Below are 24994 nucleotides of genomic sequence, written 5' to 3'. Positions count from 1 at the left end.
CACGTCATCGTACTTGTGTTTCAAGACAGTTGAAGGAGTCCTCGGAGAAGGTCCCGGCTCTCGTCGGGGCCCGGGCTGTCGTTCTGGAGTTCCTTCAGCGCCTTCTCGTACTGGGCCACGTCCTCGGGCTTGTCGAGGTACAGGGCGCTGGTCAGCTGCTCCAGGTAGACGACGTCCGACAGGTCGGGGTCGGGGAAGCTGAGGATGGTGAAGGCGCCGGACTCCCCGGAGTGGCCGCCGAAGCTGAACGGCATGACCTGGAGGCGCACATTGGGGCGCTCGGAGATCTCGATCAGATGCTGGAGCTGACCGCGCATCACATCACGGTCGCCGTACGGGCGGCGCAGGGCGGCCTCGTCGAGGACGATGTGGAACTCGGGGGCGTTCTCGTCGACGAGGTACTTCTGCCGCTCCAGGCGCAGCGCCACGCGCCGCTCCACGTCGGCCTCGCTCGCGCCCTTCATGCCGCGCCGCACCACCGCGCGGGCGTAGTCCTCGGTCTGCAGCAGGCCGTGCACGAACTGCACCTCGTAGACCCGGATCGAGGCGGCGGCGCCCTCCAGGCCGACGTAGGTGGGGAACCAGCTGGGCAGTACGTCGGAGTAACTGTGCCACCAGCCGGCGACGTTGGCCTCCTTGGCGAGGGAGAGCAGTGAGGCGCGCTCCGTCTCGTCGGTGATGCCGTACAGCGTCAACAGGTCTTCGACGTCCCTGGTCTTGAAGCTCACCCGGCCCAACTCCATCCGGCTGATCTTCGACTCGGACGCGCGGATCGAGTAACCCGCGGCCTCCCGCGTGATCCCGCGCGCCTCACGCAGTCGCCTGAGTTGCGAGCCGAGCAGCATGCGCCGCACCACCGATCCGGGCTCTCCCGCGCTCACGTTCGCCAGCCTCCCCAACCTCTTCAGGGCCCGAAGTCTGCCACTAAAACACTCCGAGCTGTACTCGCCCGATTACAGAGACGGAAAGAAGCCAAAGATTTCCTTCAGGAAGGAACGAGCGGAACACAAGCGGGGGACGCGAAGATGGCGGAAAAAATGGCCAACAAGCGGTACGGGAGGGTCCAATTCGGTCACGTGCACGTGCATCTGCCCTTGCATCTGCTGTACGCATCCGAAACCATGGTCCCGCGCAACCGCTGCATCGCAACGACCGCGAATTCCCGGGAGTGCCTCGCATGGGGACGAATGGATCGACCATGCTCGAGCCGTTACGGCAGGGCCTTCCGCCGCTGGATCCCGCGGCCGTGTCCAGCGCCGCCTCCTGCGCCCTGCCCGCCCGCTACGAAGCGGTGCGCGAGGCCCGCCAGTTCACCCGCAGAACCCTCGACCAGTGGGACATGGGCGAGCGCTTCGACGATGTCTGCCTGGTCGTGTCCGAGCTGGTCACCAACGCCCTGCGGCACGCCCTTCCGGCCGGCCACGCACGCGTGCCCGAGCAGACGCCCCCGGTGCGGCTGCATCTGATGCGGTGGACCGAGCGGCTGGTGTGCGCGGTGCGCGACCCCAGCCACGACAGTCCCGTGGCGCAGGACTCGGACGACTTCTCGGCGGAGTCCGGGCGCGGGCTGTTCCTGGTGGACTCCTTCGCGGACAGCTGGGGCTGGCACCCGCTGGCCGGCACGCTGCACGGCAAGGTGGTCTGGGCGCTGTTCCGCCTGCCGCACCCGACGCAGTCCGACCCCGTCGAATGAGGAACCACGGCGCGTCACGGCGCCATGGTTCTACGCGCGTAACCACACTGTCACGGTCGGTAATCGCCGTAGACCGGCGCAAACGCTCCGATGAGTCGCCCGCGGGGAGCCCGGCTTTGGCGCCGGGCGGTCTCAGCCCGCGATCAAGTGGTCGAACTCGCCGTCCTTGACGCCGAGAAGCATCGCCTCGATCTCGGCGCGGGTGTAGACGAGGGCCGGGCCGTCCGGGAAGCGCGAGTTGCGTACGGCCACGTCACCCCCGGGGAGACGGGCGAACTCCACGCACGATCCCTGCGAATTGCTGTGCCGGCTCTTCTGCCACCGGACCCCGCTGAGCCGGGTCGCGGCCATGCCGTTGTAGACGCTGGACGCGTCGTCAACGTCGTACACGTCGTGGTCCACAGGTAGCTCCCCGGTGGTGCACTGGCTGGTGAGGCCATTGATGCATTGGTCAACTGACCCGGATCATAACCCCGTTCATGTGCAGACGCATGGGAGGATGCACGGGCAGATGCACGTGCACGCGGGGTGTTCCCGTGGTTACAGCAGGGACGTCTCGCTCCGCCCATGTTCTCCGCGCCGTACAGCTGAGCCGGATCGTCCGGATCGATTCGCTCGTGCATGAAGAAGAGACGCTCAAGGAGCCGTTCGTGTTCCGTCCTGCGAGCGGTGTTCGATCGAGTGCACCCGGCCGGAAGGGTCTCGTCCCAGTGGACGCCCGTCATCCGCTCATTGGCGTGGGGCAAGTCGGCAGCCAGGACGGCATCGGGGAAGTGGGGCGTCCGCCTCCGATGACGGACGGGCCGTCATCCGCCGGGGGAGCGGGTCGGCCGTCGGCGGATATCCCGTGCCGGATGCCGCCGGATCCATACAGACGCATGCGCGAGGAACAGTCGTACGAATGAGGGGGACCGTCTCCCCCGGACGGCGCAGAACCGCCTCCCGACCGGTGTGCTGTCGGCCATGTGGCCGAAGGGGCCGACAGCACCCGGCGCGGGGGTTGTCAGCGGCTCGCGTAGGGCAGCAGGGCCATCTCCCGGGCGTTCTTGACGGCCCTGGCGAGCTGCCGCTGCTGCTGGGCGGAGATCCGGGTGACACGGCGGCTGCGGATCTTGCCGCGGTCGGAGAGGAACGTCCGGAGCAGGTCGGTGTCCTTGTAGTCGATGTACTCGATGCCCGCCCGGTCCAGCGGATTGGGCCGGTTCTTGACGGCCCCGCGGGCGGTGCGGGCGGTCTTCGGGGGCATGGGGTCAGACCTCCAGGAAGGTGTCGAAGGAGTGCGGCAGCCGCGTCCAGGCGTCGCGGCCCGCGGTGTACTCGGCGTCGGTGAGCAGGCAGGACTCCAGCAGCCGCTCCAGACCGTCGCGGTCCAGGCCGGGCGAGGTGAAGACCAGGTGCTGGCAGCGGTCGCCGTGCTCGGGGTGCCAGTCCAGGGCGGCGGCGGCCCGGCGCACCGGCGGGAGAAGCTCCCAGGCCGCGTCCGGGAGCGAGGCCAGCCAGGGGCCCGCGCTCTCCACGCACAGGGCGCCGCCGGCCGCGTCCCAGTGCAGCAGGGAGTCCGGCTTGTCGGCCAGCCAGAAGCGGCCCCGGCTGCGGGCGGCGGCGCACGTCAGGTCCTCCAGCGCCGCGTACAGCCGCTCCGGGTGGAAGGGGCGGCGGCGGTGCCAGACGAGGGTGCTGACGCCGTGTGCGTCCGCCTCGGCGGGCAGCAGCGCGCACGCCGGGTGCTGGGCGGCGGCGGCCGCCTCGACGTCGAACCCGGCGCGGGCGGCGCCCGCCAGGCCGCCCTCGCCGATCACCACCCGGCTGGCCGTGGGATGCAGCTGCGCCAGCAGTTCCCGGTCCTCGTCGTCGGCCTCCTCGGACTCCACGAGGGCGAGGACGGGCGCGTACTCCAGTTGGCGCGCGAAGGTGTCGGCCACGGTGCGCTGATCGGTGGGCGCGGCCTGCAGGCCCCGTTCGGCGAGGTCGTCGCCGTTGCCGAGGTACGGCAGGACCAGCGCCGGGTCGACGGCGGTGATCACGCCGGTGAGGTGCAGACCGCCGGAGGCGATGACCTCCGCCATCGCCTTGGGCTCCACTGAGTCCCACAGCTCCACGACGGCGAGCGGGGTGCCGCCCGCCTCCTCGATCCGCCTCAGCTCCGGCACCAGGTCCTCGCGCAGGGCGCAGCAGGCGCAGTCGTTGACGAGGGGGGTCTGGGCGGCGGAGCGCAGGCCGGTGGCGTCGCGGATCGTCCGTACGACCGTGCCGGCGGCGGCCGTGGCGAGGTCGTGGTGGAGCACGACGCTGCCGGGCACCTCGGCGAGCAGCCGGTCGACGGCGGCCCTGCGGGCGTCGGCGTGCAGTCCGCCGACGATGACGACGGGGAGCATCAGCCCCTCTTCCCGTGGGCTCCGTAGCGGCGCTCGAAGCGCTCCACGCGGCCCGCGGTGTCCAGGACGCGCGCGGTGCCGGTGTAGAAGGGGTGGCTGACGTCGGAGATCTCGACGTCCACGACCGGGTAGGTGCGGCCGTCCTCCCACTCGATCGTCTTCTCGCTGGTCATCGTCGAGCGGGTGAGGAAGGCGTGGCCCGCGGCGCGGTCGCGGAAGACGACGGGGCCGTAGGCGGGGTGGATTCCCTTGCGCATGGCGGTCAGCGCTCCTCTCGGAAGTCGACGTGGCGGCCGGCGACCGGGTCGTACTTGCGCAGGGTCAGCCGGTCCGGGTCGTTGCGGCGGTTCTTGCGGGTGACGTAGGTGAAGCCGGTCCCCGCCGTGGAGCGGAGCTTGATGACCGGGCGGAGTTCGTTGCGAGCCATGCTGCTATCTTACTGAAAATGAATTCCATTAACGACAGCGCTTGAGGAGAGGTACGTCACCATGTCCGCCCACTGCATGCTGACCGGCGCCCGGCCGGGGTTCGGCAACCGCATTTCCCACTCCCACCGGCGCACCTCCCGGCGCTTCGACCCCAACATCCAGACCAAGCGCTACTGGCTGCCGAGCGAGGGGCGGTACGTACGGCTGAGGCTCAGTACGAAGGGAATCCGGACCGTCGACGCGATCGGGGTCGAGGCCGCCGTGGCGCGTATCCGCGCGCGTGGGGTGCGTGTCTGATGGCCAAGAAGAGCAAGATCGCCAAGAACGAGCAGCGGCGGGAGACCGTCGCGCGGTACGCCCGGCGGCGGGCCGAGCTGAAGGAGATCATCCGGCGGCCCTCGTCGACGCCGGAGGAGAAGGTGGCGGCCCGGCGGGAGCTGCGGCGCCAGCCGCGGGACGCGAGCGCCACGCGCGTGCGCAACCGGGACCAGGTGGACGGGCGGCCGCGCGGGTACTTCCGAGCGTTCGGGCTGTCGCGGGTGTCGTTGCGGGAGCAGGCGCACGCGGGGTATCTGCCGGGGGTGCGCAAGTCGTCGTGGTGAACGGCCACCCGCCGCGGGGCGTTCTGGTGGCGGTTACTTCCTGGTAGCTTGCTGCGGTCGTACCGACCGACCGGCTCATCCTGGGGGCTTGCAGTGACTTCGGCGACGTACGCGCGTGTGGCGCGCAGGCGGATGTGGTGCGCGGCGGCGGGACTGGCCGGTGCGCTCGTGCTGAGCGGATGCAGTGACGACGACTCCGACGGGGGCGAGCCGAGCGCGAGTGCCGCGCCGTCGGTCACGGAGACCGCCGACACCGGCGGTGGCGACGGCGGGGCCGCCTCGCCGGCCGGTGAGCTGGAGGGCAGCTGGGTCGCCACGACCGACGGCAAGGTGGTGGCGCTGGTGGTCACCGGTGAGCAGGCGGGGCTGTTCGCGACCGGGGGAACCGTGTGCAGCGGTACCGCGGGCGACACGATCGAGCTCAAGTGCTCCGACAAGAGCACGGACCGGGCGAGCGGGAAGGTCGACTCGGTCGGCAAGGACTCGCTGAAGGTGACCTGGGACAGCGAACTGGGCACCGAGACGTACCGGAAGGCCGAGGGTGGCAAGCTGCCCTCCGGGTTGCCGACGCCGGAGTGACCGTACGGTCCTGCGGCTCGGCCGATCCGCAACCGCCACCCCGCCGTACGCGTGATGATCCATGCACGCGAACCGTCACGCACGCCCCGAAGGACACCCCATGCGCGCCACCGCCCTCCTCTCCCCCGTCGCCGCCCTCACCGCGGCGCTCCTGCTGACCTCCTGCGGAGACGGGGACGGCGAGAAGGAGGCCGCCCCGAAGAAGTCCGCCGCGGGCGCCTGCGCGTTCGACGGCCTGGAGATGAAGGTCGGTCCGGCGAACGCCGCCCCGGCCGCCGGGGACAGCGGCAACGTGCCCGTCACGCTCACCAACAAGGGCGCCAAGTGCACCTTGGAGGGCCTGCCCTCGGTGACTCTGAAGGCGGACGGCACGTCCGCGGAGGTCGCGCCCGACCCGGCGGCCACCGGGGAGAAGCGCACGCTCGCCGAGGGCGGCTCGGTGACCGTGATCATCACGTACGTGCGCGGTGAGGAGGGCGGCGGGCCGGCCGCGCGGTCGGCCGAGCTGGGGCTGCCGGGCGCGGACGCCACCCGCGACTTCCCCTGGTCGTACGGCGTGGTCGCCCTCAAGGACGGCAAGCCGGACGCGACGGTGAGCGGGTTCCAGCAGGGCGACTGAGTCAGTCCCCCCTCGGTCCGAGTCAGTTCCCCTCGATCCGACTCAGTCCCCCTCGGTCCGAGTCAGTTCCCCTCGATCCGACTCAGTCCCCCTCGATCCGAGTCAGGTCCTTCGATCCGAGGCAGTCCCCCTGGAGCCGAGTCGGTCCCCTTCGACCGGACGCCGGGCCCGTACCTGGGCCCGGTCGGCCGCCTCGGCCCCCTCGTGCCAGCCCGCCGCGTCGCTGACACCGCGCAACCGGGTGGTCGTGGTGTCCGGGAACATCCGGTCCAGGCGGGCGGTGACGGCGACCTCGCGGGAGGCCAGGACCGGCAGCAGGTCGTCGCTGACCTGCGTCTCGGCGGCCCGCGCGAGGCGGGTGCCGATGCGGTGGGCGTAGGCGGCGAGGAAGGACTGCCGGAAGGTCTTGGTCCGCTTGCGTCCGCCGGCCCGCTGGGCGGCCTCCGCCCTCGTCATCGCGGTCTGCGCCTGGACGAGCAGCGAGGTGAACAGCAGCTCGACCACCTCCAGGTCCGCCTCGAACCCGACGACGGTGGAGAAACCGAGGGGTTCGTTCCACACCGCGCGACAGTGGTTGGCACCGGCCACCGCGTCCAGCAGTACGGCCTTGGCCTGCTCGTACGGCGGTTCGACCCCGATCCGGCAGGCGCCGGGGGCGTCGGGCGCGGGCGCCTGTGCCGCCAGGACAGCCTCGTCCACGCTGTACCGGGCCATCAGCTCCTGCGCCTTGGCGGACAGCGCCTCGGCCTCCTCCGGGAACCCGGTCGCCTCCGCCTTGGCGAGCAGCGCGCGGATCCGGGTCAGCATCCGCGACTCCGGGCCGCGCGCCCGCTGAGGCTCGTCGAGCGGCTCCAGGGGCGGCAGGCGCAGCAGCAGGCGGTACAGCTCCAGGACGGCGGTGGCGTGCGTGAAGCGGTCCCCCGCGCGCGTGGGCGCCGCGTCCAGCTCGTCGAGCTGCGCCCGCCAGCGCGGTCCTCGCGGGACGTCGTCCGGCGCCTGCGCGTGCACGAGCGCCCCGAGCAGCCGCAGATGTACGTCGTCCAGGTCCCGCCGGACCATCCGCGCGACGTCGGCGGGCTGCCAGCCCCGCCGCCACGCCGCCGCGACGAACTCCAGGCCCCGGCGCTCCAGCTCCGCGTCGGCTCCGGGGTCGGCGGCGAGCAGCGAGGCGCCGGTGTCCAGGGCGGTGTCGGAGTCGGTGTGCAGGGCGGCCTGGAAGGCGAGGTCGACGGTGCGGGGCTTGCTGGTCACGCAGTGATCGTGCCATGGGGGCCTGGAGGCCGGTTCACGCCCAGCTCCATGCCGTTGTCGCTGTCCTCGCGGCCGGCGCAGGGCCCCTTGTGGTCGGCGCTCGTCTCCGCGGGTGGGGAGGCGCCGCACGGTGCCGGTTCGGCATGGGGAATCATGGGGTGTCATCACAGGGAGCCGGCGCCGCTCCACCCGGGCGTTTCGAAGGTCGCGGTCAGCATGGATCACAGTGCAGAAGTGGAAGAGAGCCACGGTCGGTCCTGGCGTCGCGTTCTCCGGCCGCGATGGATCGTGAGCTTCGTCGCCGCGGCCGCCGTGATCTCCTCGGGGCTTCTCTTCGTGGACTCCCTCAGGGTCGAGTCCGGGCCGAAGGCGGGGGACCCGAAGTGCTCCGACGTCGTCGACCGGTCCCCCGACAAGGTCGCCTCCGGGGACCGTGACTGGGTGATCGGGGAGGGTGTCGCGTCCTGGGGGGACGGGTCGACCGTGCTCCGCTGCGGGGTCGAGGAGCTGCAGCCCACCGTCAATCTCTGTGTCTCGGCCGACGGCGTCGACTGGGTACTGGACGAGAAGCGGCTGAAGGAGACGGGGGTGAGCGTGCTCACCACCTACGGCCGCTCCCCCGCCGTCGAGGTCACCTACACCGGAGGCCGCGAGGAGGTGGGCGGTGTGCTGGTCGAGCTGAACGAGTCCGTCGCCGGCATCCCCCAGAGGAGGAAGTGCCTCGGGTACGAGGACACCCTCTGAACCTGCTGCTGGGGGCCATTGTCAGACCCCCCTGTCACACTCACGACCATGACCGACCGGTGGGCGCTCGCGCCGGCCGAGGGTGGTGGGGTCGAGCTCGCCGCCCTCGGTCCGGACGGGCTGCCCGTGGGGCCGGTCGTGCGGGAACCGGATCTTGTCGCTGCGGTGCGCGGCAGGCCGGAAGTACGGAGATGGGTCTGGCGTTCCACCGCCGAGGTCTATCCGCGACTGCTCGCCACGGGGGTGCGAGTGGAGCGGTGCTACGACATCGAGGACGCCGAGACCCTCCTGCTCGGTCACGAGGGGCGGTACGGGGAGCCCCGTTCCGCGGCGGCCGCCCTGGCGCGGCTGCGCGGTGGGCCCGTACCGCCCGATCCGCCCCAGCGGGCGGCCGAGCCGGGCGCGCAGCCCTCGCTGTTCGAACCGCGGGCCGTCCACCTGCCGCTCGCCGATCTGCTGGAGGTCTACGCCGAGCAGCAGCGGCGGCACGACAGGACCGCGCACCCGGACCGGATGCGGCTGCTGACGGCGGCCGAGTCGGCGGGGATGCTGGTCGCCGCCGAGATGAACCGCTCCGGGCTGCCCTGGAGCGCCGAGATACACCGCCGGGTCCTGCGCGAACTGCTCGGTGAGCGGTACGCGGGCGGCGGCGAGCCCCGCCGGCTGGCCGAGCTCGCCGACGAGGTGTCCGCGGCCTTCGGGCACCGGGTGCGGCCCGATCTGCCCGCCGAGGTCGTCAAGGCCTTCGCGCGGGCCGGTATCAAGGTGCGGTCCACTCGGCGGTGGGAGCTGGAGTCCGTCGATCATCCGGCCGTGAAGCCGCTCATCGAGTACAAGAAGCTGTACCGGATCTGGGTCGCCCACGGCTGGTCCTGGCTCCAGGACTGGGTGCGCGACGGGCGGTTCCGGCCGGAGTTCCTCGCGGGCGGCACCGTCACCGGGCGGTGGGTGACCAACGGCGGGGGCGCGCTGCAGATCCCCAAGGTGATCCGGCGGGCCGTCGTCGCCGACCCCGGCTGGCGGCTCGTCGTCGCCGACGCCGACCAGATGGAGCCGCGGGTCCTCGCCGCGATCTCCCGGGACCCCGGTCTGATGGAGGTGGCGGGGCGGGAGAGCGACCTGTACCAGGCCGTCTCCGACCGCGCCTTCTCCGGGAACCGGGACCAGGCCAAGATCGCGGTGCTCGGCGCCGTCTACGGCCAGACCTCCGGCGACGGCCTGAAGAACCTCGCCGCGCTCAGACGCCGGTTCCCCCGGGCGGTCGCCTACGTCGACGAGGCGGCGCGGGCCGGGGAGGAGGGGCGACTGGTGCGCACCTTCCTGGGGCGTACCTGCCCGCCCGCGCGGGGCGGCGAGGACGCGGAGGAGGAGGCGGGCATCCCGATGGACGTGCCGGAGGGTTCGGACGAGGGACAGCAGCAGTGGGTCCCCGGCTACGCCTCGACCGACGCCCGCGCCCGCGGGCGCTTCGCGCGGAACTTCGTCGTGCAGGGCAGCGCCGCCGACTGGGCGCTGCTGCTGCTCGCCGCGCTGCGGCAGGCGTGCGCCGGAATGAAGGCCGAACTGGTGTTCTTCCAGCACGACGAGGTGATCGTGCACTGTCCCGAGGAGGAGGCGCAGGCGGTGGTCGCGGCGATCCGGGAGGCGGCGGAGCTGGCGGGGCGGCTGACGTTCGGGGAAACGCCGGTGCGGTTCCCGTTCACCACGGCGGTGGTGGAGTGCTATGCCGACGCGAAGTGATCGGCCGTCGGGGGTTCGCCGGTGTCGGTCAGCAGGGAGGTGAGTTCGGCGACGACCGCCTTCTCGTCGGTGCCGGTCAGGGCGTCCAGGGCGGTCCGCCAGCAGACGCGGGCCTCCTCGGTGCGGCCCGCCGCGCTGAGCAGCAGTCCGTGCTGGTGGCGGGCGAGGCCGCCGGTGTAGCGGTCGGCACGGGCGTCGGCGCGGCGCAGCAGCTCGGCGCACTCCCGCTCGGCCCGCTCGGTCCGGCCCAGCAGCCGCAGTGAGCGGACCAGGCCGAGCCGGGTCTGCGACTCGCCGTGCCAGTCGCCCTGGCCGACGAGATCGCGCAGGCTCTCGTCGAAGTGCCGGGCGGCGGCGCGGGGTTCGCCGAGGGTGAGGTGGGCGTAGCCGATGTTGCACCGCGCGTAGAGCTGGATGAGGACGTTGCCGATCATCTCGCCGATGGCCAGGGAGAGCCGGTGCTGCTCGATGGCGGCGCGCGGGTCGGTGTGCTCGTAGAGGTTGCCGAGGTGCTGGTGGGTGACGGCCTCGCCGTACGGGTCGTTCAACTGCCGTGAGTAGGCGAGGCTCTGGCGCAGGGCGAGCCCCGACTCCTCGTAGTGGCCGAGCCCTTCGAGCAGCAGGCCCCGGTTGTTCAGGCAGCGGCGCATCCAGGAGAGCACCCCGAGCCGCTCCCAGATCTCCAGTGCCTGGTCGTTGAGGGCGAGGGCCTCGGTGTGCCGCCCGGACAGGAAGTGCACCCCGGCCAGGTCTCCGAGGGCGTACGCCTCCGCGGCCTCGTCGGCCAGGCGCCGGGTGTTGCGCAGCGCGGCGCGGCCGAGGACCTCCATCTCGGCGACCCGGCCGCTGCGGTGGACGTAGGGGAAGATCAGCCGCAGCAGGGTGCACAGGCGGGCGGCGATCCGGTGGTTGGGGGACTCGGCGTACCGCTCGGCGAGCGCGACGATGTTCTCCAGTTCCGCGTCGCCCCAGGCGAAGGCGGCCTCGGGGCCGTCGAAGGGGCAGGTGGCGGCGACCTGTTCGGCGTGCTCGGGCGGCTGGCTGGGGGTCGGGCGGCGCCGGTCGTCCTGGTCGAGGCCGGGTTCGACGAGCGCGATGACGGTGTGCTCGGCGAGGGCCGCGTACCAGCCCAGGGCGGACTCGGCGACCGCGTCGCCGTCGTCGGTGGCGGCCAGTTCGCGGGCGAAGTCGCGGACCAGGTCGTGCGGGACGTAGCGGCCGAGCGCGGTCTCCTCCAGCAGGGCCACGTCGACGAGCCGGTCCAGGGCGTCCTCGGCGCGCCGCGGTCCGGTGCCGCCGAGGTGGGCGAGCAGGGGTGCGCCGTACTCGGGCAGGTCGAGGGCGCCGATACGGCGCAGGACGAGGGCGGCGTCCCGGTCGGCCGCGCGGTCGGAGGCGGCGAGCGCGTCGTGCGCGACGGCGAGGGAGCGACGGACGCTGAGGTCGTCGTACTCCAGGTGGTGCAGGCGCCGGTCGGTGGCGGTGAGCTGGCCGGCCAGCAGGTCCGGGGTGAGGGCGCGGCGGGCGGCGAGCCGGGCGGCGACGATCCGCAGGGCGAGCGGGAGGCGGCCGGTCAGCTCGACGAGCGGGTGGGCGGCGTCGATCCCGTCGTCGCGTCCGGAGGCGGCCCGCAACAGTGCGGCGCTGTCCTCGTCGGACAGGGGCGCGAGCGGGAAGCGCCGGGCGCCGTCGAGGGCGGCGAGGGAGGAGCGGCTGGTGACGATCACGGCGCAGCCCGGCCCGGCGGGGAGCAGATGGCGTATCTGGGCGGCGCTGGCGGCGTCGTCGAGGAGCAGCAGGGTACGGGTGGGCGCGAGCGTGGAGCGGAGCAACGCGGCTGCCGCGTCCGGATGTTCGGGGATGGAGCGGGGGTCTGCGCCGACGTCCCGCAGCAGCGCGGCGAGGGCCTGGGCGGGGGTGAGCGGGAGCATGCCCGGGGTGGCGCCGTGCAGGTTGACGTAGAGCTGGCCGTCGGGGAAGCGGTCGGTGAGGCCGTGGGCGACGTGCAGGGCGAGGGCGCTCTTGCCGATGCCCGCCATGCCGGTCAGGACCGTGACGGCGGGGCCGGGGGCGGTGAGCGCGTCGCGCAGGTCCCCGGCGAGACGGGTGCGGCCGGTGAAGTGGGCCGGGGGCGGCGGGAGCTGGGCGGGGCGAGGCGCCGGTGTACACGGTTCCTGCTCGCGCAGTACCTCCAGGTGGGCCTCGCGCACGGCGGGGCCGGGCTCCACGCCGAGCTCCTCGACGAGCCGTCGGCGCAGGTCGCGGTGGACGGCGAGGGCCTCGGCGCGGCGTCCGTCGCGGTGCAGGGCGAGCATGAGCTGACGGTGGTAGGCCTCGCGCAGCGGGTGCTCGGCGGCCAGCGCGGCCAGTTCGGGCAGCAAGGTGTCGAGGCGGCCGTCGGCGAGGGCCAGTTCGGCGTCGTAGCGCCACTCCAGCAGGAGCAGGCGGGCCTCTGCGAGGCGCTGGGTGAGGGCGTAGCCGCCGAGTTCGGCGGGGACCCCGGCGAGCGGGTCGCCGCGCCACAGGGACAGGGCGGCGGCGCAGGCGCGCAGGGTGCCGGGCCAGTCGCGGCGGGCGTGGGCGGCGCACGCGGCGGCGAGGTGGGTGTCGAAGAGGTGGATGTCGAGTTCGCCGTCCTCGACCCGGAGCCGGTAGCCGGGGGGCACCGACCGCAGCCGGGAGGGGTCGTCGAGGAGCCGGCGCAGCCGGGTGACGTGGTTGTGCAGGGAGGCGTGGGCGGAGGCGGGCGGGGTGTCGCCCCACAGCGCGTCCTTGAGCGCGTCGACGGAGACGGTACGGCCCGCTTCGAGCAGCAGGGCGGTCAGCAGCAGCCGCGCCTTGGGGCTGCCCACGGGACGGGCCACGGGGCCGTCGCCGCCACGGTCGTACAGGACCGGCGGTCCCAGCAGCCCGAACCGCAGCTCGCACCGCTTCACGCCGCCACTGCCCTTCCGCGCCCGCCGCGCACCACGGCCGTCACTGGCGGGATACCGCCTGTGGACGGCCAGATTCCGCCATCACGCCCCGTCGGCCTGTCCGCCGGGATCCGCTACTGTTCCGGCCGTCCGGCAAGACCGCCGCGGCGACTTCGCGTCAGCCGCCCGCCGCCGGCCCGGAAAACCGTTGGCCACATGTTAGCGATCCGTTGGTGCGGTCTGATGTGATCACTTCATCGGAGCCGGAGCGACGGTGCGCGCGTAAGACGCGTTGCTCGGGGGAGTGTTGCCGCCGTGCCGGATCCGCGGACGCACACGGGTCCCGGTCGTCGGAGGTGAACGACCGGGGCCCGCGTCCACCTCTTGACCCGTCACCGCGGTCAGGGCTCGATCAGGCCGACGCGGATGGCGTACCGGGTGAGTTCCAGCCGGTCCTTCAGGCCGAGCTTCTGCAGCAGGTTGGCGCGGTGGCGTTCGACGGTCTTGACGCTGATGACGAGGATGTCGGCGATCTCCTGCGAGGTGTGCCCCTCCGCGACGAGCTTGAGGATCTCCTCCTCGCGGTCGGTGATGGCCCGCGCGGGCGGTGACTGCCCCTCGCGGATGCGGTCGAGGTAGTTGCGGACCAGGGCGTTGACGGCGCCGGGGTAGAGGAACGGCTCCCCGCGCATGGTGGCCCGGCAGGCCTCGACGAGGTCGCGGTCGGCGACCGACTTCAGCACGTACCCGGAGGCCCCGGCCGCCAGCGCCTCGAAGAAGTACTGCTCGTTGTCGTACATCGTCAGCATCAGGATGCGCAGCTCGGGCTGGCTGCGGGAGAGTTCGCGGGCGGCCTGCAGACCGGTCAGGCGCGGCATCGCGATGTCGAGGATGGCGAGGTCGAGCCGGTGTCTGCGGGCCGCCTCGATGGCCTCCGCCCCGTCGCCCGCCTCGGCCACCACGGTCAGGTCCGGTTCGCTGTCGAGGATCAGGCGCACCCCGCGGCGCACCAGGTGATGGTCGTCGGCCAGCAGGATGCGGGTGGGCGTCGCCTCGGTCATGGTCACTGACTCCGGTGGCGGTCGGTCATGGTCACTGACTCCGGTGGCGGTCGGTCATGGTCACTGACTCCGGTGGCGGTCGGTCATGGTCACTGACTCCGGTGGCGGACGGGGACGGTCAGTCGGACCTCGGTGCCGCCGCCGGGAGCGGGTCCGAGGCCGAGGTCGGCGCTGATGAGCAGGGCGCGTTCGCGCATTCCGCTGATCCCGGCGCCTTCGGGGGCGCCGCCGATGCCCTTGCCGTTGTCGCGCACCCGCAGTTCCACGGCGTCGGAGGTCCGTTTCAGGGTGAGGCCGACGCGGGTGGCCGCGGCGTGCCGGGCGGTGTTGGTCAGGCTCTCCTGGGCGACGCGGTAGAGGACGAGTTCGGCGTTGTCGCCCAGCGGCGGCAGGTCGGTGGCGATGTCGTGCCGTACGGACAGGGTGGGGCCGGTGAACTCGGTGGCCAGGGACTTCAGAGCGCTGGTCAGGCCCAGTTCCTCCAGGACTCCGGGGCGCAGCCGGCGGGCGATGCGGCGGATCTCGTCCAGGCTGGCGCGGGTGGTCTCCTGGACCTGGTGCAGTTGCTCGCGCACCGGTTCCGGCGCCTGGTTGGCGACGCGCTTGAGGTCGAGCAGGACGGCGGTGAGGGTCTGGCCGATCTCGTCGTGCAGCTCCTGGGCGATGCGGTGGCGTTCGGCCTCCTGGGCGGTCAGGGCACGGGCGGCGCTGGAGGCGCGTTCGGCCTCCAGCCGGTCGAGCATGGTGTTGAACGTGGTGATCAGGTCGGCGACCTCGCCGTGTCCGCCGACGGCGGGGCGGGCGCCGGGGCGCAGCAGGTCGGTGGTGATCATGGCGCGGGCGAGGCGCTGGAGCGGGGCCAGGCCGATGCGCAGCAGCAGGGCGTTGGCGATCAGCATCGCGGCGAGGCCCACGGTGAGGATCGCGGCCTCGGTGAGCAGGACGGGTGTCGACACGGTGACCGGGCCCAGCAGCAGGGCGGTGGCGGTGACCAGCACGACCGCGTTGAGCAGGAAGATCCTCCAGAACAAGGGCACCCGCGTACCGCCTTCCTGAGCTGGTCCTCGCACCCACCGACAAGCCTGGGCGCCGGGCGGGCCGCGCGTCCATCGGGTCTGGCACCCATTCCCCTTTCCCCCGTCTACAGGTCCGGCCCACCCCTTTTTGGGTGGAGGACCCGATAGTGCGCCTCGCGGTGCGGGAGTGAGGGTGGAGGCAGTCCACCGTCCCCCGGCCCGATGGCCACGGCCGCACCGCCATGCCCGCCGGGTGTGCGCGGGGGCGCCGTCCCCTGCGAGGGGCGTACGGGGTGGCGGCTCTGTCGCATCACGAGAGGGGAGCTCGCACCGATGTACGCACTGCCGGAGCGGTCCGACCACACGAAAGCCCTGTACGGCGCTGCCCCGGCATTGGGGGACCCGGTTCCGTGGGTCCGCCTGTCGCGCCGCGAGGCGGCGGCGCGGGTGCGCCGGTGCGCGGGCGCCGACACGGCCGGGCAGGGTCCGAACGGCGTGCAGGAGGGCCCCCGGTGAGCCTGACGGCATGGCTGGCGGTGGCGGTGTTCGCCGCCGTCTACGTGCTGATCGCCACGGAGTGGGTGCACCGGGTCGCCGCCGCGCTGGGCGGAGCGGTGGTGATGCTGCTGATCGGGGCGACCGACCCCGAGCACGCCTTCTTCTCCGAGGACGCCGGCATCGACTGGAACGTCATCTTCCTGCTGCTCGGGATGATGCTGATCGTCGCGGTGCTGAAACGTACCGGCGTCTTCGAGTTCATCGCCATCTGGGCGGCGCGGCGGGCGCGCGGCAGACCGTACCGGCTGATGGTGCTGCTGACGGTCGCGACCGGCTTCCTGTCCGCGTGGCTGGACAACGTCACCACCGTGCTGCTGATCGCCCCGGTGACGATCCTGGTCTGCCGGCGGCTCGCGCTGCCGGTGATCCCGTATCTGATCGCCGAGGTGATGGCCTGCAACATCGGCGGCGCGGCGACCCTCATCGGGGACCCGCCGAACATCATGATCGGTTCTCGTGCGGACCTGTCCTTCAACGACTTCCTGATCCACATGGCGCCCGTCGTCGTCCTGCTGATGATCGTGTTCGTCCTGATGTGCCGGGTGATGTTCCGCGACGCGTTCCGCTACGACCCCGAGCGCGCCAGGTCCGTCATGGAACTGAACCCCAAGGACGAGATCAAGGACGCCCGGCTGCTGGCCGTGTCCGGCGTGGTGATCACGGTGGTGATGGCCTGCTTCGTGCTGCACACCGTGCTGCATCTGGAGCCCTCGGTGGTGGCCATCAGCGGCGGGCTGATCCTGCTCGCGGCCTCCAGGCTGAGCCCTGGTGCCGTGGTCAAGGACGTGGAGTGGGAGACCCTCGCCTTCTTCGCGGGGCTGTTCGTCATGGTCGGCGCGATGGTGCGGACCGGGGTGATCGGCGACCTCGGCCGGATGGCGGCCGACGCCACCGAGGGCAACCTCCTCGGTACGTCGATGGCGCTGGTATTCGGCTCGGTCGTACCGTCCGCGGTCATCGACAACATCCCCTTCGTCGCCTCCGTCAGTCCGATCGTCTCGGAGATCGTCACCGCCGCGGGCGGGCCCGACGAGGCGGGGATGCTCTGGTGGGCCTTCGCCCTCGGTGCGGACCTCGGCGGCAACGCCACGATCATCGCGTCCTCGGCCAACGTCGTCGTCATCGGCATCGCCCAGCGCGAGGGCCACCACATCTCGTTCTGGCAGTTCAGCCGGTACGGACTGCTCGTCACAGCCGTCACTGTCTCGATCGCGGGCGCCTATGTGTGGCTGCGGTACTTCGCTCTGGCGTGATCGCCATGGATGCGTCCGCCGCGGTCGGGGTCGGGGGGCGGGTGGCCGGTGTGCCCCTCGTGCCCCCGCCCGCACCCGCCCCACCCCGAAAGGAGGCCGCATGGTCGCCTCTCCCCCTGGTTCCCCCGCCTGCCCATCACCCCGCGCCGGGAGGAGGAGGACATGGACCGCTTCCCTGACAAACGGCTCGCCGAGATCGAGTCCCGGCTGCACCGGGAGGACCCCCGGTTCGCGCGGGGCCTCGGGGACGGGCACCCCTGCCGGCCGCGCGAGTACCGGCACACCCGGGCCTGGCTGCTGCTCGGCACCGCCCTCGCCGTACTGGCCGCCGGCATCGTGCTGGCGCACGGGCTGCTCATCTCCGCCGGGCTGGTCCTCGCCGGGATGGCCGGGGAGCTGTTCGACCCCCAGCGCCCCGCCCGCAGACACCGCAACTTTCCGCCCCGGTCCCGACCCCAGCGGCCCTCGGACTGATGCCTGACGACAAAAGGACAGCCCGATGACCCTGCCCGAGCTGTATCTGACCCTGCTGATCGGCGGCACCGTGCTGCTGGCCAGCATCGCCGCCGCGCGTACCGCGCACCGTGTCGGCCTGCCCAGCCTGCTGCTGTTCCTCGCGGTCGGCGTCGTCGCCGGTGAGGACGGCCTCGGGCTGAAGTTCGACGACGCCCAGCTCGCCCAGGCCCTGGGCACCGCCGCCCTCGGCGTCATCCTGGTCGAGGGCGGTCTGACCACCCAGTGGACCAACGTGCGGCGGGTGCTGGCCCCCGCCGCCGTGCTCGCCACCGCGGGGGTGGCGATCTCGGTCGTGGTGACCGCCACCGGCGCGCACTACCTGCTCGGCATGGACTGGCACCTCGCCCTGCTGATCGGCGCGATCGTCTCCTCCACCGACGCCGCCGCCGTCTTCGCCGTCCTGCGCGCGCTGCCGCTGCCGCAGAAGGTGACCGCGCTGGTGGAGGCCGAGTCCGGCTTCAACGACGCCCCGACGATCATCCTGGTCCTGGTCTTCTCCACCGCCTCGGCCGACCTGCCCGGCCCGCTCCCCCTGGTCGGCAACCTGGTCTACCAGCTCGCCGTCGGCGGCACCCTGGGCGTGCTGATCGGCCGGCTCGGCGCGCTCGCCCTGCGCCGTATCGCACTGCCCGCCACCGGTCTGTACCCGCTGGCCACGGTCGGCTTCGGCATCATCGCCTTCGCCGCCGCGGGCGCGGTGAACGCCAGCGGGATCATCGCCGCCTACCTGTCCGGCCTGGTCCTCGGCAACTCCAGGCTGCCCCACCGCGCCGCCACCCGGTCGTTCGCCGAGGGCGCCGCCTGGCTGGCCCAGATCGGCCTGTTCGTCATGCTCGGTCTGCTCGTCGACCCCAGTGAACTGCCGTCGGCGATCGTCCCGGCCCTCGTCATCGGCCTGGTCCTGCTGCTGGCCGCCCGCCCGGTCTCGGTCCTGCTCTGTCTGCTGCCCTTCCGCGTCCCCTGGCGCGAGCAGACGTTCATCTCCTGGGCCGGTCTGCGCGGCGCGGTGCCCATCGTGCTGACCACGTTCCCCATCGTGGAGGGGATCACCGGCGCCCGCGACGCGCTGAACATCGTGTTCGTACTCGTGGTCCTGTTCACTCTGATCCAGGGCCCCACCCTGCCCGCCGTCGCCCGCCGGCTTGGCCTGACCCGCGCCGACGCGCTGCGCGACGTCCAGGTGGAGAGCGCCCCCCTCGACGTCCTCGACGCCGACCTGCTCACCGTCGCCATCCCGAAGGGCTCCCGGCTGCACGGCGTCGCCGTCTTCGAACTGCGGCTGCCGCCCCCGACGGTCGTCACCCTGATCGTCCGCGACGGCACGACCCTCGTTCCCGACCGGGAGACGGTGCTGCGCGCCGACGACGAGCTGCTTCTCATCACGACCCCGGGCACCCGCGAGGCCGCGGAACGCAGGCTGCGCGCCATCGGCAGAGGCGGCAAACTCGCCCGCTGGCTCGGCGAGAATGGAGCGCCCGAACCGGAACATCCTCTTACGCCCGCACGGAGCGAATAACGCATTACGGGCATATCGCTTAGTAAATCGCCGCGTTTGCCAATCCCTTTCTGTGGCTATGCGAGCCGATGAACCACTATGCGCAAATAGTCGTACGGTATGCTTCTTTACCGAGCCTTGACGCTCCATTGAGCGGCTGATCGCTCAATCTGTGAGGTTGGTTTTTCCGGAGGAGTTCTCCGGATCTCGGCGCGAGGGGGGCATGACATGGATCGAGTCGTCCGGGCCGTTGACGTGCCCGCAACCGCTCGCGACAGCGTGCCTGAACCCGGCCGCGCCGTCCCCGGCGCCTGAGTTCCAGGTCCGACGCACGCACCCGGAGTCACCCGACCGACCGCGCACCGCCGCGCGACCGGGCACCGACCCGACCGTTCTCCGGTGAACCCGAGTGCGCCGAACCCACCCGGTCACGCCCGCCCGGCTGACCGCCCCCGCCTACCCCGGGCGCACCGCCGGCCTCACCGGCGGCGCCCGCGCGCCGCCCGTAGCCACCAAAGGCACTGACGCCGTCGCCGAACCGAACCGGAGGAGACGCCCGTGCACAACACGACCGCCATGCTCATCGAGCTGGGGGCCATCATTCTCGCCCTGGGACTGCTGGGCCGCCTCGCCGGCCGCATGGGCTTCTCCCCCATCCCCCTCTACCTGCTCGCCGGGCTCGCCTTCGGCCACGGCGGCATCCTGCCGCTGCAGGCCAGCGAGGAGTTCACCGCGACCGGCGCCGAGATCGGCGTCATCCTGCTGCTGCTCCTGCTCGGCCTGGAGTACAGCGCCAGCGAGCTGGTCACCAACCTCAAGACCCAGTACCCGTCCGGTGCCGTCGACTTCGTCCTCAACGCCGTACCGGGTGCCGTCGCCGCGCTCGTCCTGGGCTGGGGTCCGGTGGCCGCCGTCGCGCTGGCGGGCGTCACCTGGATCTCGTCCTCGGGCGTGATCGCCAAGGTCCTCGGCGACCTGCGGCGGCTCGGCAACCGCGAGACCCCGGTCATCCTCGGCGTCCTCGTCATCGAGGACCTGGCCATGGCGGTCTACCTGCCCATCCTCACCGCCCTGCTGGCCGGCGTCAGCCTCGCCGGCGGCACGGTCACCCTGCTGATCTCCCTGGGCACCGTCGGCGGCGTCCTCTACGTCGCCCTGCGCCACGGCCGCCTGATCAGCCGCGCGGTCTCCTCGGACAACGCCGAGATGCTGCTTCTGGTGGTGCTGGGCCTGACCCTGCTGGTCGCGGGCATCGCCCAGCAGCTCCAGGTCTCCGCGGCCGTCGGTGCCTTCCTGGTCGGCATCGCGCTCTCCGGCGAGGTGGCAGAGGGAGCGAGCAACCTGCTCACCCCCCTGCGGGACCTCTTCGCAGCCGTGTTCTTCGTCTTCTTCGGCCTGTCCACGAACCCGGCGGACATCCCGCCGGTCCTGATCCCCGCGCTGATCCTGGCCGTCGTCACCGCGCTCACCAAGGTCGCCACCGGCTGGTACGCGGCACGCCGGGCCGGAATCCAGGGCGGGGGCCGCTGGCGGGCGGGCGGCACGCTGGTGGCACGCGGCGAGTTCTCCATCGTCATCGCGGGTCTGGCGGTCGGCGTGGAACCCCGCATCGGCCCGCTGGCCACGGCGTACGTCCTGATCCTGGTCATCGTCGGCCCGCTGACCGCCCGTTGGACCGAGCCACTGGCCCGCCGTGTCACGGGCCGCCCCGCGGCGACGGCTCCCGCCGAGGAGAGCGCCGACGCGGAGTCGACCGAGTCCGCCCCGGCCCGCGTCTGAGCCCGCAGGGGGCAGAATCGACGACCGACACTGGCAAGTGGGGCAGGAGGCGTACGTGACCGGGCAGTACACACTGGACGAGTTCCTCGACGGATACACCGAGATCCTCGCGGACGCCGCCGCCACCGGTCGCCGCCTCACCCGGCAGGAACTGGAGTCCCGCCGGGAACTCGGCGCGAAGGCCGCGGGGTCGGGCTTCGGCTGGCGCGCACTGGTGCGCGAGCACCTGGCGGCCAGCCGCGCCGCCTGGCCCGCCCCGGCCTCCCCGGACAGCGTTGTCGCCGTCATGGAACAGGCCATCGACGCCTTCACCGACGGCTACGAGCGCGCCCAGCGCATGGTCATACGGCAGGAGGAGGCCGCCCGCCGGGAGTTCATCGACGACCTGCTGCACGGCGGCGGCGACCCCGGACACCTCGCCGCCCGTGCCGAAAGGTTCGGGCTGCGCCTGTCCCGCTCCCACGCGGTCGCCGTCGCCGAGGGCCCCGCCAAGTACGACGAGACCGACCCCGTGCCCCGCCAGGTGGCGGACGCCGTCTTCGCCCGCTTCGAGAACCGCCGCATCCTGTTCACCACCAAGGACGGACGGATGCTCTGCATCGCCCCCGGCGACCAGGACGAGGTCCTGACCCACTTCGCCAAGCAGGCCCACGCCGCCACCGAGGGCGGCCAGGTGGCCATCGGGCGCCCGCGCCCCGGCGTCGTCGGCATCGGCCACAGCTACGAGGAAGCCCTCAACGCCCTCGACGTCGCCCAGCGCATGGGCTACGAAGACCCCCTGCTCCGCGCGGCCGACCTCCTGGTCTTCCCCGTCCTGGCCCGCGACCGCCAGGCCCTGGTGGACCTGGTCAGCAGCACCCTCAGCCCCCTCCAGCAGGCCCGCGGCGGCGCCCAGCCCCTCCTGGACACCCTGACCGCCTACTTCGACACCGGCTGCGTAGCCGCGGAAACGGCCCGCCAACTCTCCCTGAGCGTCCGCGCCCTGACCTACCGCCTGGAACGCATCCACTCCCTGACCGGCATCGACCCCACGGACCCGTCCCACCGGTACACCCTGCAGACGGCGGTCATCGGAGCCCGCCTGCTGGCTTGGCCGGGACGACCGTTGTAGACCACTCCGGTCCCTTCACAGCCTGCCCGGTCTTTTCAGCCTGTCCGGGCCTGCAGCCCGTGGGTCCTTTTCAGCTTGCCCGGCCTTCAGCCCGTGGGTCCTTTTCAGCCTGCCCGGTCTTTTCAGCCCGTCCGGCGTTTGAGGACGAGGCCCGTCCAGGGCCGATGGGGGGCTGGGGGCGCAGCCCCCAGGGACGGGAACGGGAAGGGGCGGCGGGGGCGAAAAGCATCGCGCGTGGGGGCGAAAAGCATCCCGCCCCCACGCGCGGGGCGCCATCAGGCCTGGTCCACGGCGTCCTGATCCTCGACGGCACGGGGAGCCGGAACCTCACCAGCAGCCGGGGCTGGGGCGGTTTTGCCGAAGCGCGCCTGCAGCCGGGTCCCAATCGGCTCGGTCCAGCGGGCGGTGAGCGGCCCGAGGATCACCAGGATCAGCACATACGCGGTGGCCAGCGGCCCCAACGACGGCTCGATCCCCGCGGTGACCGCAAGCCCGGCGATCACGATGGAGAACTCCCCGCGCGCGACGAGCGTGCCGCCCGCCCGCCAGCGCCCCTTGACGGACACCCCGGCCCGCTTCGCGGCCCAGTACCCGGTGGCAATCTTCGTCAGCGCGGTAACCACGGCCAGCACCAGCGCGGGCAGCAGCACCGGCGGAATGCTGGACGGATCGGTGTGCAGCCCGAAGAAGACAAAGAACACGGCCGCGAACAGATCCCGCAACGGCGCAAGCAGATTGTGCGCGCCCTCGGCCACTTCACCGGACAGGGCAATACCGACCAGGAACGCCCCCACGGCCGCGGACACCTGCAACTGCTGAGCGACACCCGCAACCAGCAGCGTCAGCCCCAGCACCACCAGCAGCAGCTTCTCGGGATCGTCACTGGAGACGAACCGGGAGATGTGCCGCCCGTAACGCACGGCAAGGAACAGCACGAGCCCGGCAACACCCAGCGCGATCGCCAGCGTCGCACTGCCCGCCGCAAGCCCCGTCCCCGCCAGCAGAGCGGTAATGATCGGCAGATACACGGCCATGGAGAGGTCTTCCAAGACCAGGATGCTCAGGATGACGGGCGTCTCCCGGTTACCGAGCCGCCCCAAGTCCCCGAGGACCTTTGCGATGACCCCGGACGACGAAATCCAGGTGACCCCGGCCAGCACAACGGCCGCAACCGGCCCCCACCCCAGCAGCAGCGCCATCGCCGCCCCAGGAAGGGCATTCAGCGTGGCATCGACCAGCCCCGCCGGATACTGCGTCTTCAGATTGGAGACAAGATCACTGGCCGTGTACTCCAGCCCCAGCATCAGCAGCAGGAGTATCACCCCGATCTCGGCACCGATCGCGACGAACTCCTCACTGGTATCCAGCGGAAGGATGCCGCCCTGCCCGAAGGCAAGCCCGGCCAGCAGATACAGCGGAATAGGGGAGAACTGGAACCGTCCGGCGAACCGCCCCAGCAACCCCAGGCCGAGGATGATCGCACCGAACTCAATCAGGAAGATGGCGGAGGAGTGCACGTTCGTCTACTCCCGGCCGAGGATGGCCGCGGCCGCGTCCACACCCTCACGGGTCCCGATCACGATCAGCGTGTCCCCGCCCGCGAGCCGGAAGTCCGGCCCCGGCGAGGGAATCGCCTCCGCCCGCCGCAGCACCGCCACGATCGACACCCCGGTCTCGGTCCGCATCCGCGTCTCCCCCAGATGACGGCCGTTCCAGTGCGAGGTCGCCGCCAGCTCGATCCGTTCCGCCACCAGACCCAGCTCGGTCGTCGACAGCAGACTCGGACTGTGATGCGCCGGCATCAACGCATCGATCAGCGCCTCCGCCTCACCGGACGTCAGCCGCACCGACAACGCACACGCATCCGGATCGTCCTTGCGGTACGCAGACAGCGTCCGCGACCCGTCCCGATGCGCCACCACCGACAGGGGCCGCTGCTCCCGCGTCACCAGGTCGTACCGCACCCCGATGCCCGGCAACGGCGTACTGCTCATCCGCGCAGCACCCACGGCTGCCCCCCTGTCTCCATCACACGTTTCTTTGGCCAATTCTTTAACGACACCCTAGCGACGCCCCCCGGCCCGTCGGCAGCACCCTCCCCCGAAAGTAAGAAAAATGAAAGAAAAACACAGGTCGCCGCAGGTGAGAGGCTGAGTCGCCGCGCAGTCGGGAGGCTCAGTCGCCCACCTTCCCGGCGTCGACACGCCGGCCGCGCTGGACATCCACCACGACGGGGATGCCGTCGGGGAGCTGCCCGTCGAGGCGGTCGAGCAGGGCCCGTACCGGAGGAAGTTCTCCCGGTACGCGGACATGGATGTGCAGGGTCCGGGACTGGGCGTCGACGCCGGTGACGGTCGCGTTCGGTTCGTCCGCGAGCCACTGCTGGGCGGCGTTCCTGGCCCGGCCGGTCCATACGTTGAGCAGCACGGTGGCCGTCGTGTCGGCGGCGAGCGGGACGACCGAGACGGCGAACAGCAGGGCCATCGCCGCGTAGGCCCTACGCCCCGGGCGACCCGCGGCCCTGTCCGCCTCCGCCTCCCCCGCGTAGCCGAGCGCGGCGAAGACCAGCATCCCGGCGCAGACCAGGGCGAAGAGGTTGGACACGAAGAGCGCCAACGCGCCCAGTGCCTGCCAGCCCGCCAACTGGCCCAGGCATACCCCGGTCACCACCAGGGGCGGGACGAGCGAGATGGCGATCGCGACACCGGGCAGTACGGCGGCCACGTCCCGGCGGGCGAGCGCCACCGCTCCGGCCAGACCGGTCGCGAGGGCCGCGACCAGGTCCATGAGGGTGGGTGCCGTGCGCGAGGAGATCTGGCTGTTGGACAGCAGGTCGTAGTCGGCGGGCAGGACCAGCGACATGAGCATCCCGGTCGCGATCACCAGCAGACACGCCAGCAGGACGACCGTGATCGACCCGGTGCGGCGTCGCTGCACCGAGCCGAGGGCGATGCCCATGATCGGGGTGGAGAGCGGGGCGATGATCATGGCGCCGATCACGGTGGCCGTGGAGTCGGTGAGCACCCCGCCCGCCGCGATGACCGCGGACAGCGTCAGCATCGTCCAGAACGCCGAGCGCTTGGCGGTCGTGTCCCCGGCGGAGAGGATCAGGTCCTCGGTGAGTTCGTCCAGCGTGCGGCGCTGGGAGGCCGGCAGGACCCGGGCGCGAACCTTGCTGATCATTCACCCAAACAACCACGACCCGCGCATATCCAGCGGGCAGGACACGTGCTCAGTCGGTCATGAACCAGCCCCGCAC

26 protein-coding genes are annotated in these 24994 nt (G+C 71.9%); 13 read left to right on the top strand and 13 right to left on the bottom strand.

The features are described from left to right. Positions 1-20: 20 nt before the first annotated feature. A complete protein-coding gene (locus tag ACZ7L7_RS25805) occupies positions 21-845 on the bottom strand; it encodes a helix-turn-helix domain-containing protein (protein ID WP_093724453.1) in 825 nt (274 codons plus the stop codon). 332 nt (positions 846-1177) lie between these two features. Here ACZ7L7_RS25805 and ACZ7L7_RS25800 point away from each other — a divergent pair, with 332 nt between their 5' ends. Beyond that, positions 1178-1693 carry an ATP-binding protein gene (locus ACZ7L7_RS25800; protein ID WP_453603075.1) on the top strand — a complete coding sequence of 172 codons (516 nt, stop codon included), beginning with the start codon at positions 1178-1180 and terminating at the stop codon, positions 1691-1693. A gap of 132 nt (positions 1694-1825) precedes the next feature. Here the strand turns inward: ACZ7L7_RS25800 and ACZ7L7_RS25795 are convergent, their stop codons facing one another. The 5 genes from ACZ7L7_RS25795 to rpmG all read right to left on the bottom strand — a co-directional run bounded on the left by ACZ7L7_RS25795 (position 1826) and on the right by rpmG (position 4495). After that, complete coding sequence (locus ACZ7L7_RS25795; RefSeq protein ID WP_093724442.1) at positions 1826-2095, bottom strand: DUF397 domain-containing protein; 270 nt, start codon at positions 2093-2095, stop codon at positions 1826-1828. 601 nt (positions 2096-2696) lie between these two features. After that, positions 2697-2939, bottom strand: coding sequence for a 30S ribosomal protein S18 (rpsR, locus tag ACZ7L7_RS25790; RefSeq protein ID WP_471431141.1), 243 nt, complete (start codon positions 2937-2939; stop codon positions 2697-2699). Between the two features lie 4 nt (positions 2940-2943). After that, positions 2944-4068: a CobW family GTP-binding protein gene (locus ACZ7L7_RS25785; protein ID WP_472077365.1), complete on the bottom strand. Its 1125-nt coding sequence runs from the start codon at positions 4066-4068 to the stop codon at positions 2944-2946. Then, positions 4068-4325, bottom strand: a complete 258-nt coding sequence (locus tag ACZ7L7_RS25780; protein WP_285514195.1) for a type B 50S ribosomal protein L31 — start codon at positions 4323-4325, stop codon at positions 4068-4070. The genes ACZ7L7_RS25785 and ACZ7L7_RS25780 overlap by 1 nt, the downstream gene beginning before the upstream one ends. Positions 4326-4330: 5 nt before the next feature. Then, positions 4331-4495, bottom strand: coding sequence for a 50S ribosomal protein L33 (rpmG, locus tag ACZ7L7_RS25775; RefSeq protein WP_044382365.1), 165 nt, complete (start codon positions 4493-4495; stop codon positions 4331-4333). Positions 4496-4556: 61 nt separating this feature from the next. On the opposite strand from rpmG, the gene rpmB reads away from it, so the two are divergent. From rpmB to ACZ7L7_RS25755, 4 genes are all read left to right on the top strand, one after another. Next, positions 4557-4793: a 50S ribosomal protein L28 gene (gene rpmB / locus ACZ7L7_RS25770; protein WP_285514196.1), complete on the top strand. Its 237-nt coding sequence runs from the start codon at positions 4557-4559 to the stop codon at positions 4791-4793. Further along, a complete protein-coding gene (gene rpsN / locus ACZ7L7_RS25765; RefSeq protein WP_453603079.1) occupies positions 4793-5098 on the top strand; it encodes a 30S ribosomal protein S14 in 306 nt (101 codons plus the stop codon). Before rpmB ends, rpsN begins: the two co-directional genes overlap by 1 nt. Positions 5099-5191: 93 nt before the next feature. Further along, positions 5192-5677, top strand: coding sequence for a hypothetical protein (locus tag ACZ7L7_RS25760; RefSeq protein WP_453603081.1), 486 nt, complete (start codon positions 5192-5194; stop codon positions 5675-5677). A gap of 100 nt (positions 5678-5777) precedes the next feature. Beyond that, on the top strand, positions 5778-6296 hold the full coding sequence (locus tag ACZ7L7_RS25755) for a DUF4232 domain-containing protein (RefSeq protein WP_453603083.1): 519 nt from the start codon (positions 5778-5780) through the stop codon (positions 6294-6296). A 102-nt stretch (positions 6297-6398) separates the two neighbouring features. On the opposite strand, the gene ACZ7L7_RS25750 is transcribed toward ACZ7L7_RS25755, so the two are convergent. Then, on the bottom strand, positions 6399-7547 hold the full coding sequence (locus tag ACZ7L7_RS25750) for a DUF2786 domain-containing protein (RefSeq protein WP_472077361.1): 1149 nt from the start codon (positions 7545-7547) through the stop codon (positions 6399-6401). 288 nt (positions 7548-7835) lie between these two features. Between ACZ7L7_RS25750 and ACZ7L7_RS25745 the strand changes: the two genes are divergently transcribed. Together ACZ7L7_RS25745 and ACZ7L7_RS25740 are read left to right on the top strand one after the other, a co-directional pair. Beyond that, positions 7836-8291, top strand: a complete 456-nt coding sequence (locus ACZ7L7_RS25745) for a DUF3515 family protein (RefSeq protein ID WP_472077359.1) — start codon at positions 7836-7838, stop codon at positions 8289-8291. Between the two features lie 48 nt (positions 8292-8339). Next, a complete protein-coding gene (locus ACZ7L7_RS25740; protein ID WP_453603087.1) occupies positions 8340-10031 on the top strand; it encodes a bifunctional 3'-5' exonuclease/DNA polymerase in 1692 nt (563 codons plus the stop codon). On the opposite strand, the gene ACZ7L7_RS25735 is transcribed toward ACZ7L7_RS25740, so the two are convergent. The 3 genes from ACZ7L7_RS25735 to ACZ7L7_RS25725 form a co-directional block, all read right to left on the bottom strand. Next, positions 10013-12967: an AfsR/SARP family transcriptional regulator gene (locus tag ACZ7L7_RS25735; protein ID WP_472077357.1), complete on the bottom strand. Its 2955-nt coding sequence runs from the start codon at positions 12965-12967 to the stop codon at positions 10013-10015. The genes ACZ7L7_RS25740 and ACZ7L7_RS25735 overlap by 19 nt on opposite strands. 380 nt (positions 12968-13347) lie before the next feature. Then, positions 13348-14007 carry a response regulator gene (locus tag ACZ7L7_RS25730; RefSeq protein WP_472077355.1) on the bottom strand — a complete coding sequence of 220 codons (660 nt, stop codon included), beginning with the start codon at positions 14005-14007 and terminating at the stop codon, positions 13348-13350. A gap of 89 nt (positions 14008-14096) precedes the next feature. After that, a complete protein-coding gene (locus ACZ7L7_RS25725; protein WP_472077353.1) occupies positions 14097-15044 on the bottom strand; it encodes a HAMP domain-containing sensor histidine kinase in 948 nt (315 codons plus the stop codon). 312 nt (positions 15045-15356) lie between these two features. Here ACZ7L7_RS25725 and ACZ7L7_RS25720 point away from each other — a divergent pair, with 312 nt between their 5' ends. From ACZ7L7_RS25720 to ACZ7L7_RS25695, 6 genes are all read left to right on the top strand, one after another. Then, entirely contained in the window at positions 15357-15539 is a 183-nt protein-coding gene (locus ACZ7L7_RS25720) for a hypothetical protein (protein WP_453603094.1), read from the top strand. Beyond that, the gene (locus ACZ7L7_RS25715) at positions 15536-16834 is read left to right on the top strand and encodes an ArsB/NhaD family transporter (protein ID WP_285514206.1); all 1299 of its coding nucleotides are present in this window, start codon (positions 15536-15538) and stop codon (positions 16832-16834) included. Before ACZ7L7_RS25720 ends, ACZ7L7_RS25715 begins: the two co-directional genes overlap by 4 nt. 162 nt (positions 16835-16996) lie before the next feature. Further along, positions 16997-17308: a DUF3040 domain-containing protein gene (locus tag ACZ7L7_RS25710; protein ID WP_453603098.1), complete on the top strand. Its 312-nt coding sequence runs from the start codon at positions 16997-16999 to the stop codon at positions 17306-17308. A gap of 25 nt (positions 17309-17333) precedes the next feature. Then, a complete protein-coding gene (locus tag ACZ7L7_RS25705; protein WP_453603100.1) occupies positions 17334-18866 on the top strand; it encodes a potassium/proton antiporter in 1533 nt (510 codons plus the stop codon). 537 nt (positions 18867-19403) lie between these two features. Continuing rightward, positions 19404-20624: a cation:proton antiporter gene (locus ACZ7L7_RS25700; protein WP_453603102.1), complete on the top strand. Its 1221-nt coding sequence runs from the start codon at positions 19404-19406 to the stop codon at positions 20622-20624. A 55-nt stretch (positions 20625-20679) separates the two neighbouring features. Further along, positions 20680-21735 carry a PucR family transcriptional regulator gene (locus tag ACZ7L7_RS25695; protein ID WP_285514210.1) on the top strand — a complete coding sequence of 352 codons (1056 nt, stop codon included), beginning with the start codon at positions 20680-20682 and terminating at the stop codon, positions 21733-21735. A 275-nt stretch (positions 21736-22010) separates the two neighbouring features. On the opposite strand, the gene ACZ7L7_RS25690 is transcribed toward ACZ7L7_RS25695, so the two are convergent. The 3 genes from ACZ7L7_RS25690 to ACZ7L7_RS25680 form a co-directional block, all read right to left on the bottom strand. Next, the gene (locus ACZ7L7_RS25690; protein ID WP_285514211.1) at positions 22011-23252 is read right to left on the bottom strand and encodes a cation:proton antiporter; all 1242 of its coding nucleotides are present in this window, start codon (positions 23250-23252) and stop codon (positions 22011-22013) included. 6 nt (positions 23253-23258) lie between these two features. Beyond that, complete coding sequence (locus tag ACZ7L7_RS25685) at positions 23259-23729, bottom strand: cation:proton antiporter regulatory subunit (protein ID WP_471431126.1); 471 nt, start codon at positions 23727-23729, stop codon at positions 23259-23261. 181 nt (positions 23730-23910) lie between these two features. Beyond that, positions 23911-24918, bottom strand: a complete 1008-nt coding sequence (locus ACZ7L7_RS25680) for a DUF389 domain-containing protein (protein WP_453603105.1) — start codon at positions 24916-24918, stop codon at positions 23911-23913. Positions 24919-24994 lie beyond the last annotated feature (76 nt).

The organism is Streptomyces sp. NPDC110618, assembly GCF_055657065.1.
This window is presented reverse-complemented; position numbering and strand designations above follow the sequence as displayed.

Coding starts and splice junctions, on each gene's coding strand:
- ACZ7L7_RS25720 (WP_453603094.1), top strand. CDS start 15,357: ATGTACGCACTGCCGGAGCGGTCCGACCACACGAAAGCCCTGTACGGC.
- ACZ7L7_RS25755 (WP_453603083.1), top strand. CDS start 5,778: ATGCGCGCCACCGCCCTCCTCTCCCCCGTCGCCGCCCTCACCGCGGCG.
- rpmB (WP_285514196.1), top strand. CDS start 4,557: ATGTCCGCCCACTGCATGCTGACCGGCGCCCGGCCGGGGTTCGGCAAC.
- ACZ7L7_RS25785 (WP_472077365.1), bottom strand. CDS start 4,068: ATGCTCCCCGTCGTCATCGTCGGCGGACTGCACGCCGACGCCCGCAGG.
- ACZ7L7_RS25800 (WP_453603075.1), top strand. CDS start 1,178: ATGGGGACGAATGGATCGACCATGCTCGAGCCGTTACGGCAGGGCCTT.
- rpmG (WP_044382365.1), bottom strand. CDS start 4,495: ATGGCTCGCAACGAACTCCGCCCGGTCATCAAGCTCCGCTCCACGGCG.
- ACZ7L7_RS25680 (WP_453603105.1), bottom strand. CDS start 24,918: ATGATCAGCAAGGTTCGCGCCCGGGTCCTGCCGGCCTCCCAGCGCCGC.
- rpsR (WP_471431141.1), bottom strand. CDS start 2,939: ATGCCCCCGAAGACCGCCCGCACCGCCCGCGGGGCCGTCAAGAACCGG.
- ACZ7L7_RS25705 (WP_453603100.1), top strand. CDS start 17,334: ATGACCCTGCCCGAGCTGTATCTGACCCTGCTGATCGGCGGCACCGTG.
- ACZ7L7_RS25730 (WP_472077355.1), bottom strand. CDS start 14,007: ATGACCGAGGCGACGCCCACCCGCATCCTGCTGGCCGACGACCATCAC.
- ACZ7L7_RS25780 (WP_285514195.1), bottom strand. CDS start 4,325: ATGCGCAAGGGAATCCACCCCGCCTACGGCCCCGTCGTCTTCCGCGAC.
- rpsN (WP_453603079.1), top strand. CDS start 4,793: ATGGCCAAGAAGAGCAAGATCGCCAAGAACGAGCAGCGGCGGGAGACC.
- ACZ7L7_RS25805 (WP_093724453.1), bottom strand. CDS start 845: ATGCTGCTCGGCTCGCAACTCAGGCGACTGCGTGAGGCGCGCGGGATC.
- ACZ7L7_RS25710 (WP_453603098.1), top strand. CDS start 16,997: ATGGACCGCTTCCCTGACAAACGGCTCGCCGAGATCGAGTCCCGGCTG.
- ACZ7L7_RS25740 (WP_453603087.1), top strand. CDS start 8,340: ATGACCGACCGGTGGGCGCTCGCGCCGGCCGAGGGTGGTGGGGTCGAG.
- ACZ7L7_RS25685 (WP_471431126.1), bottom strand. CDS start 23,729: ATGAGCAGTACGCCGTTGCCGGGCATCGGGGTGCGGTACGACCTGGTG.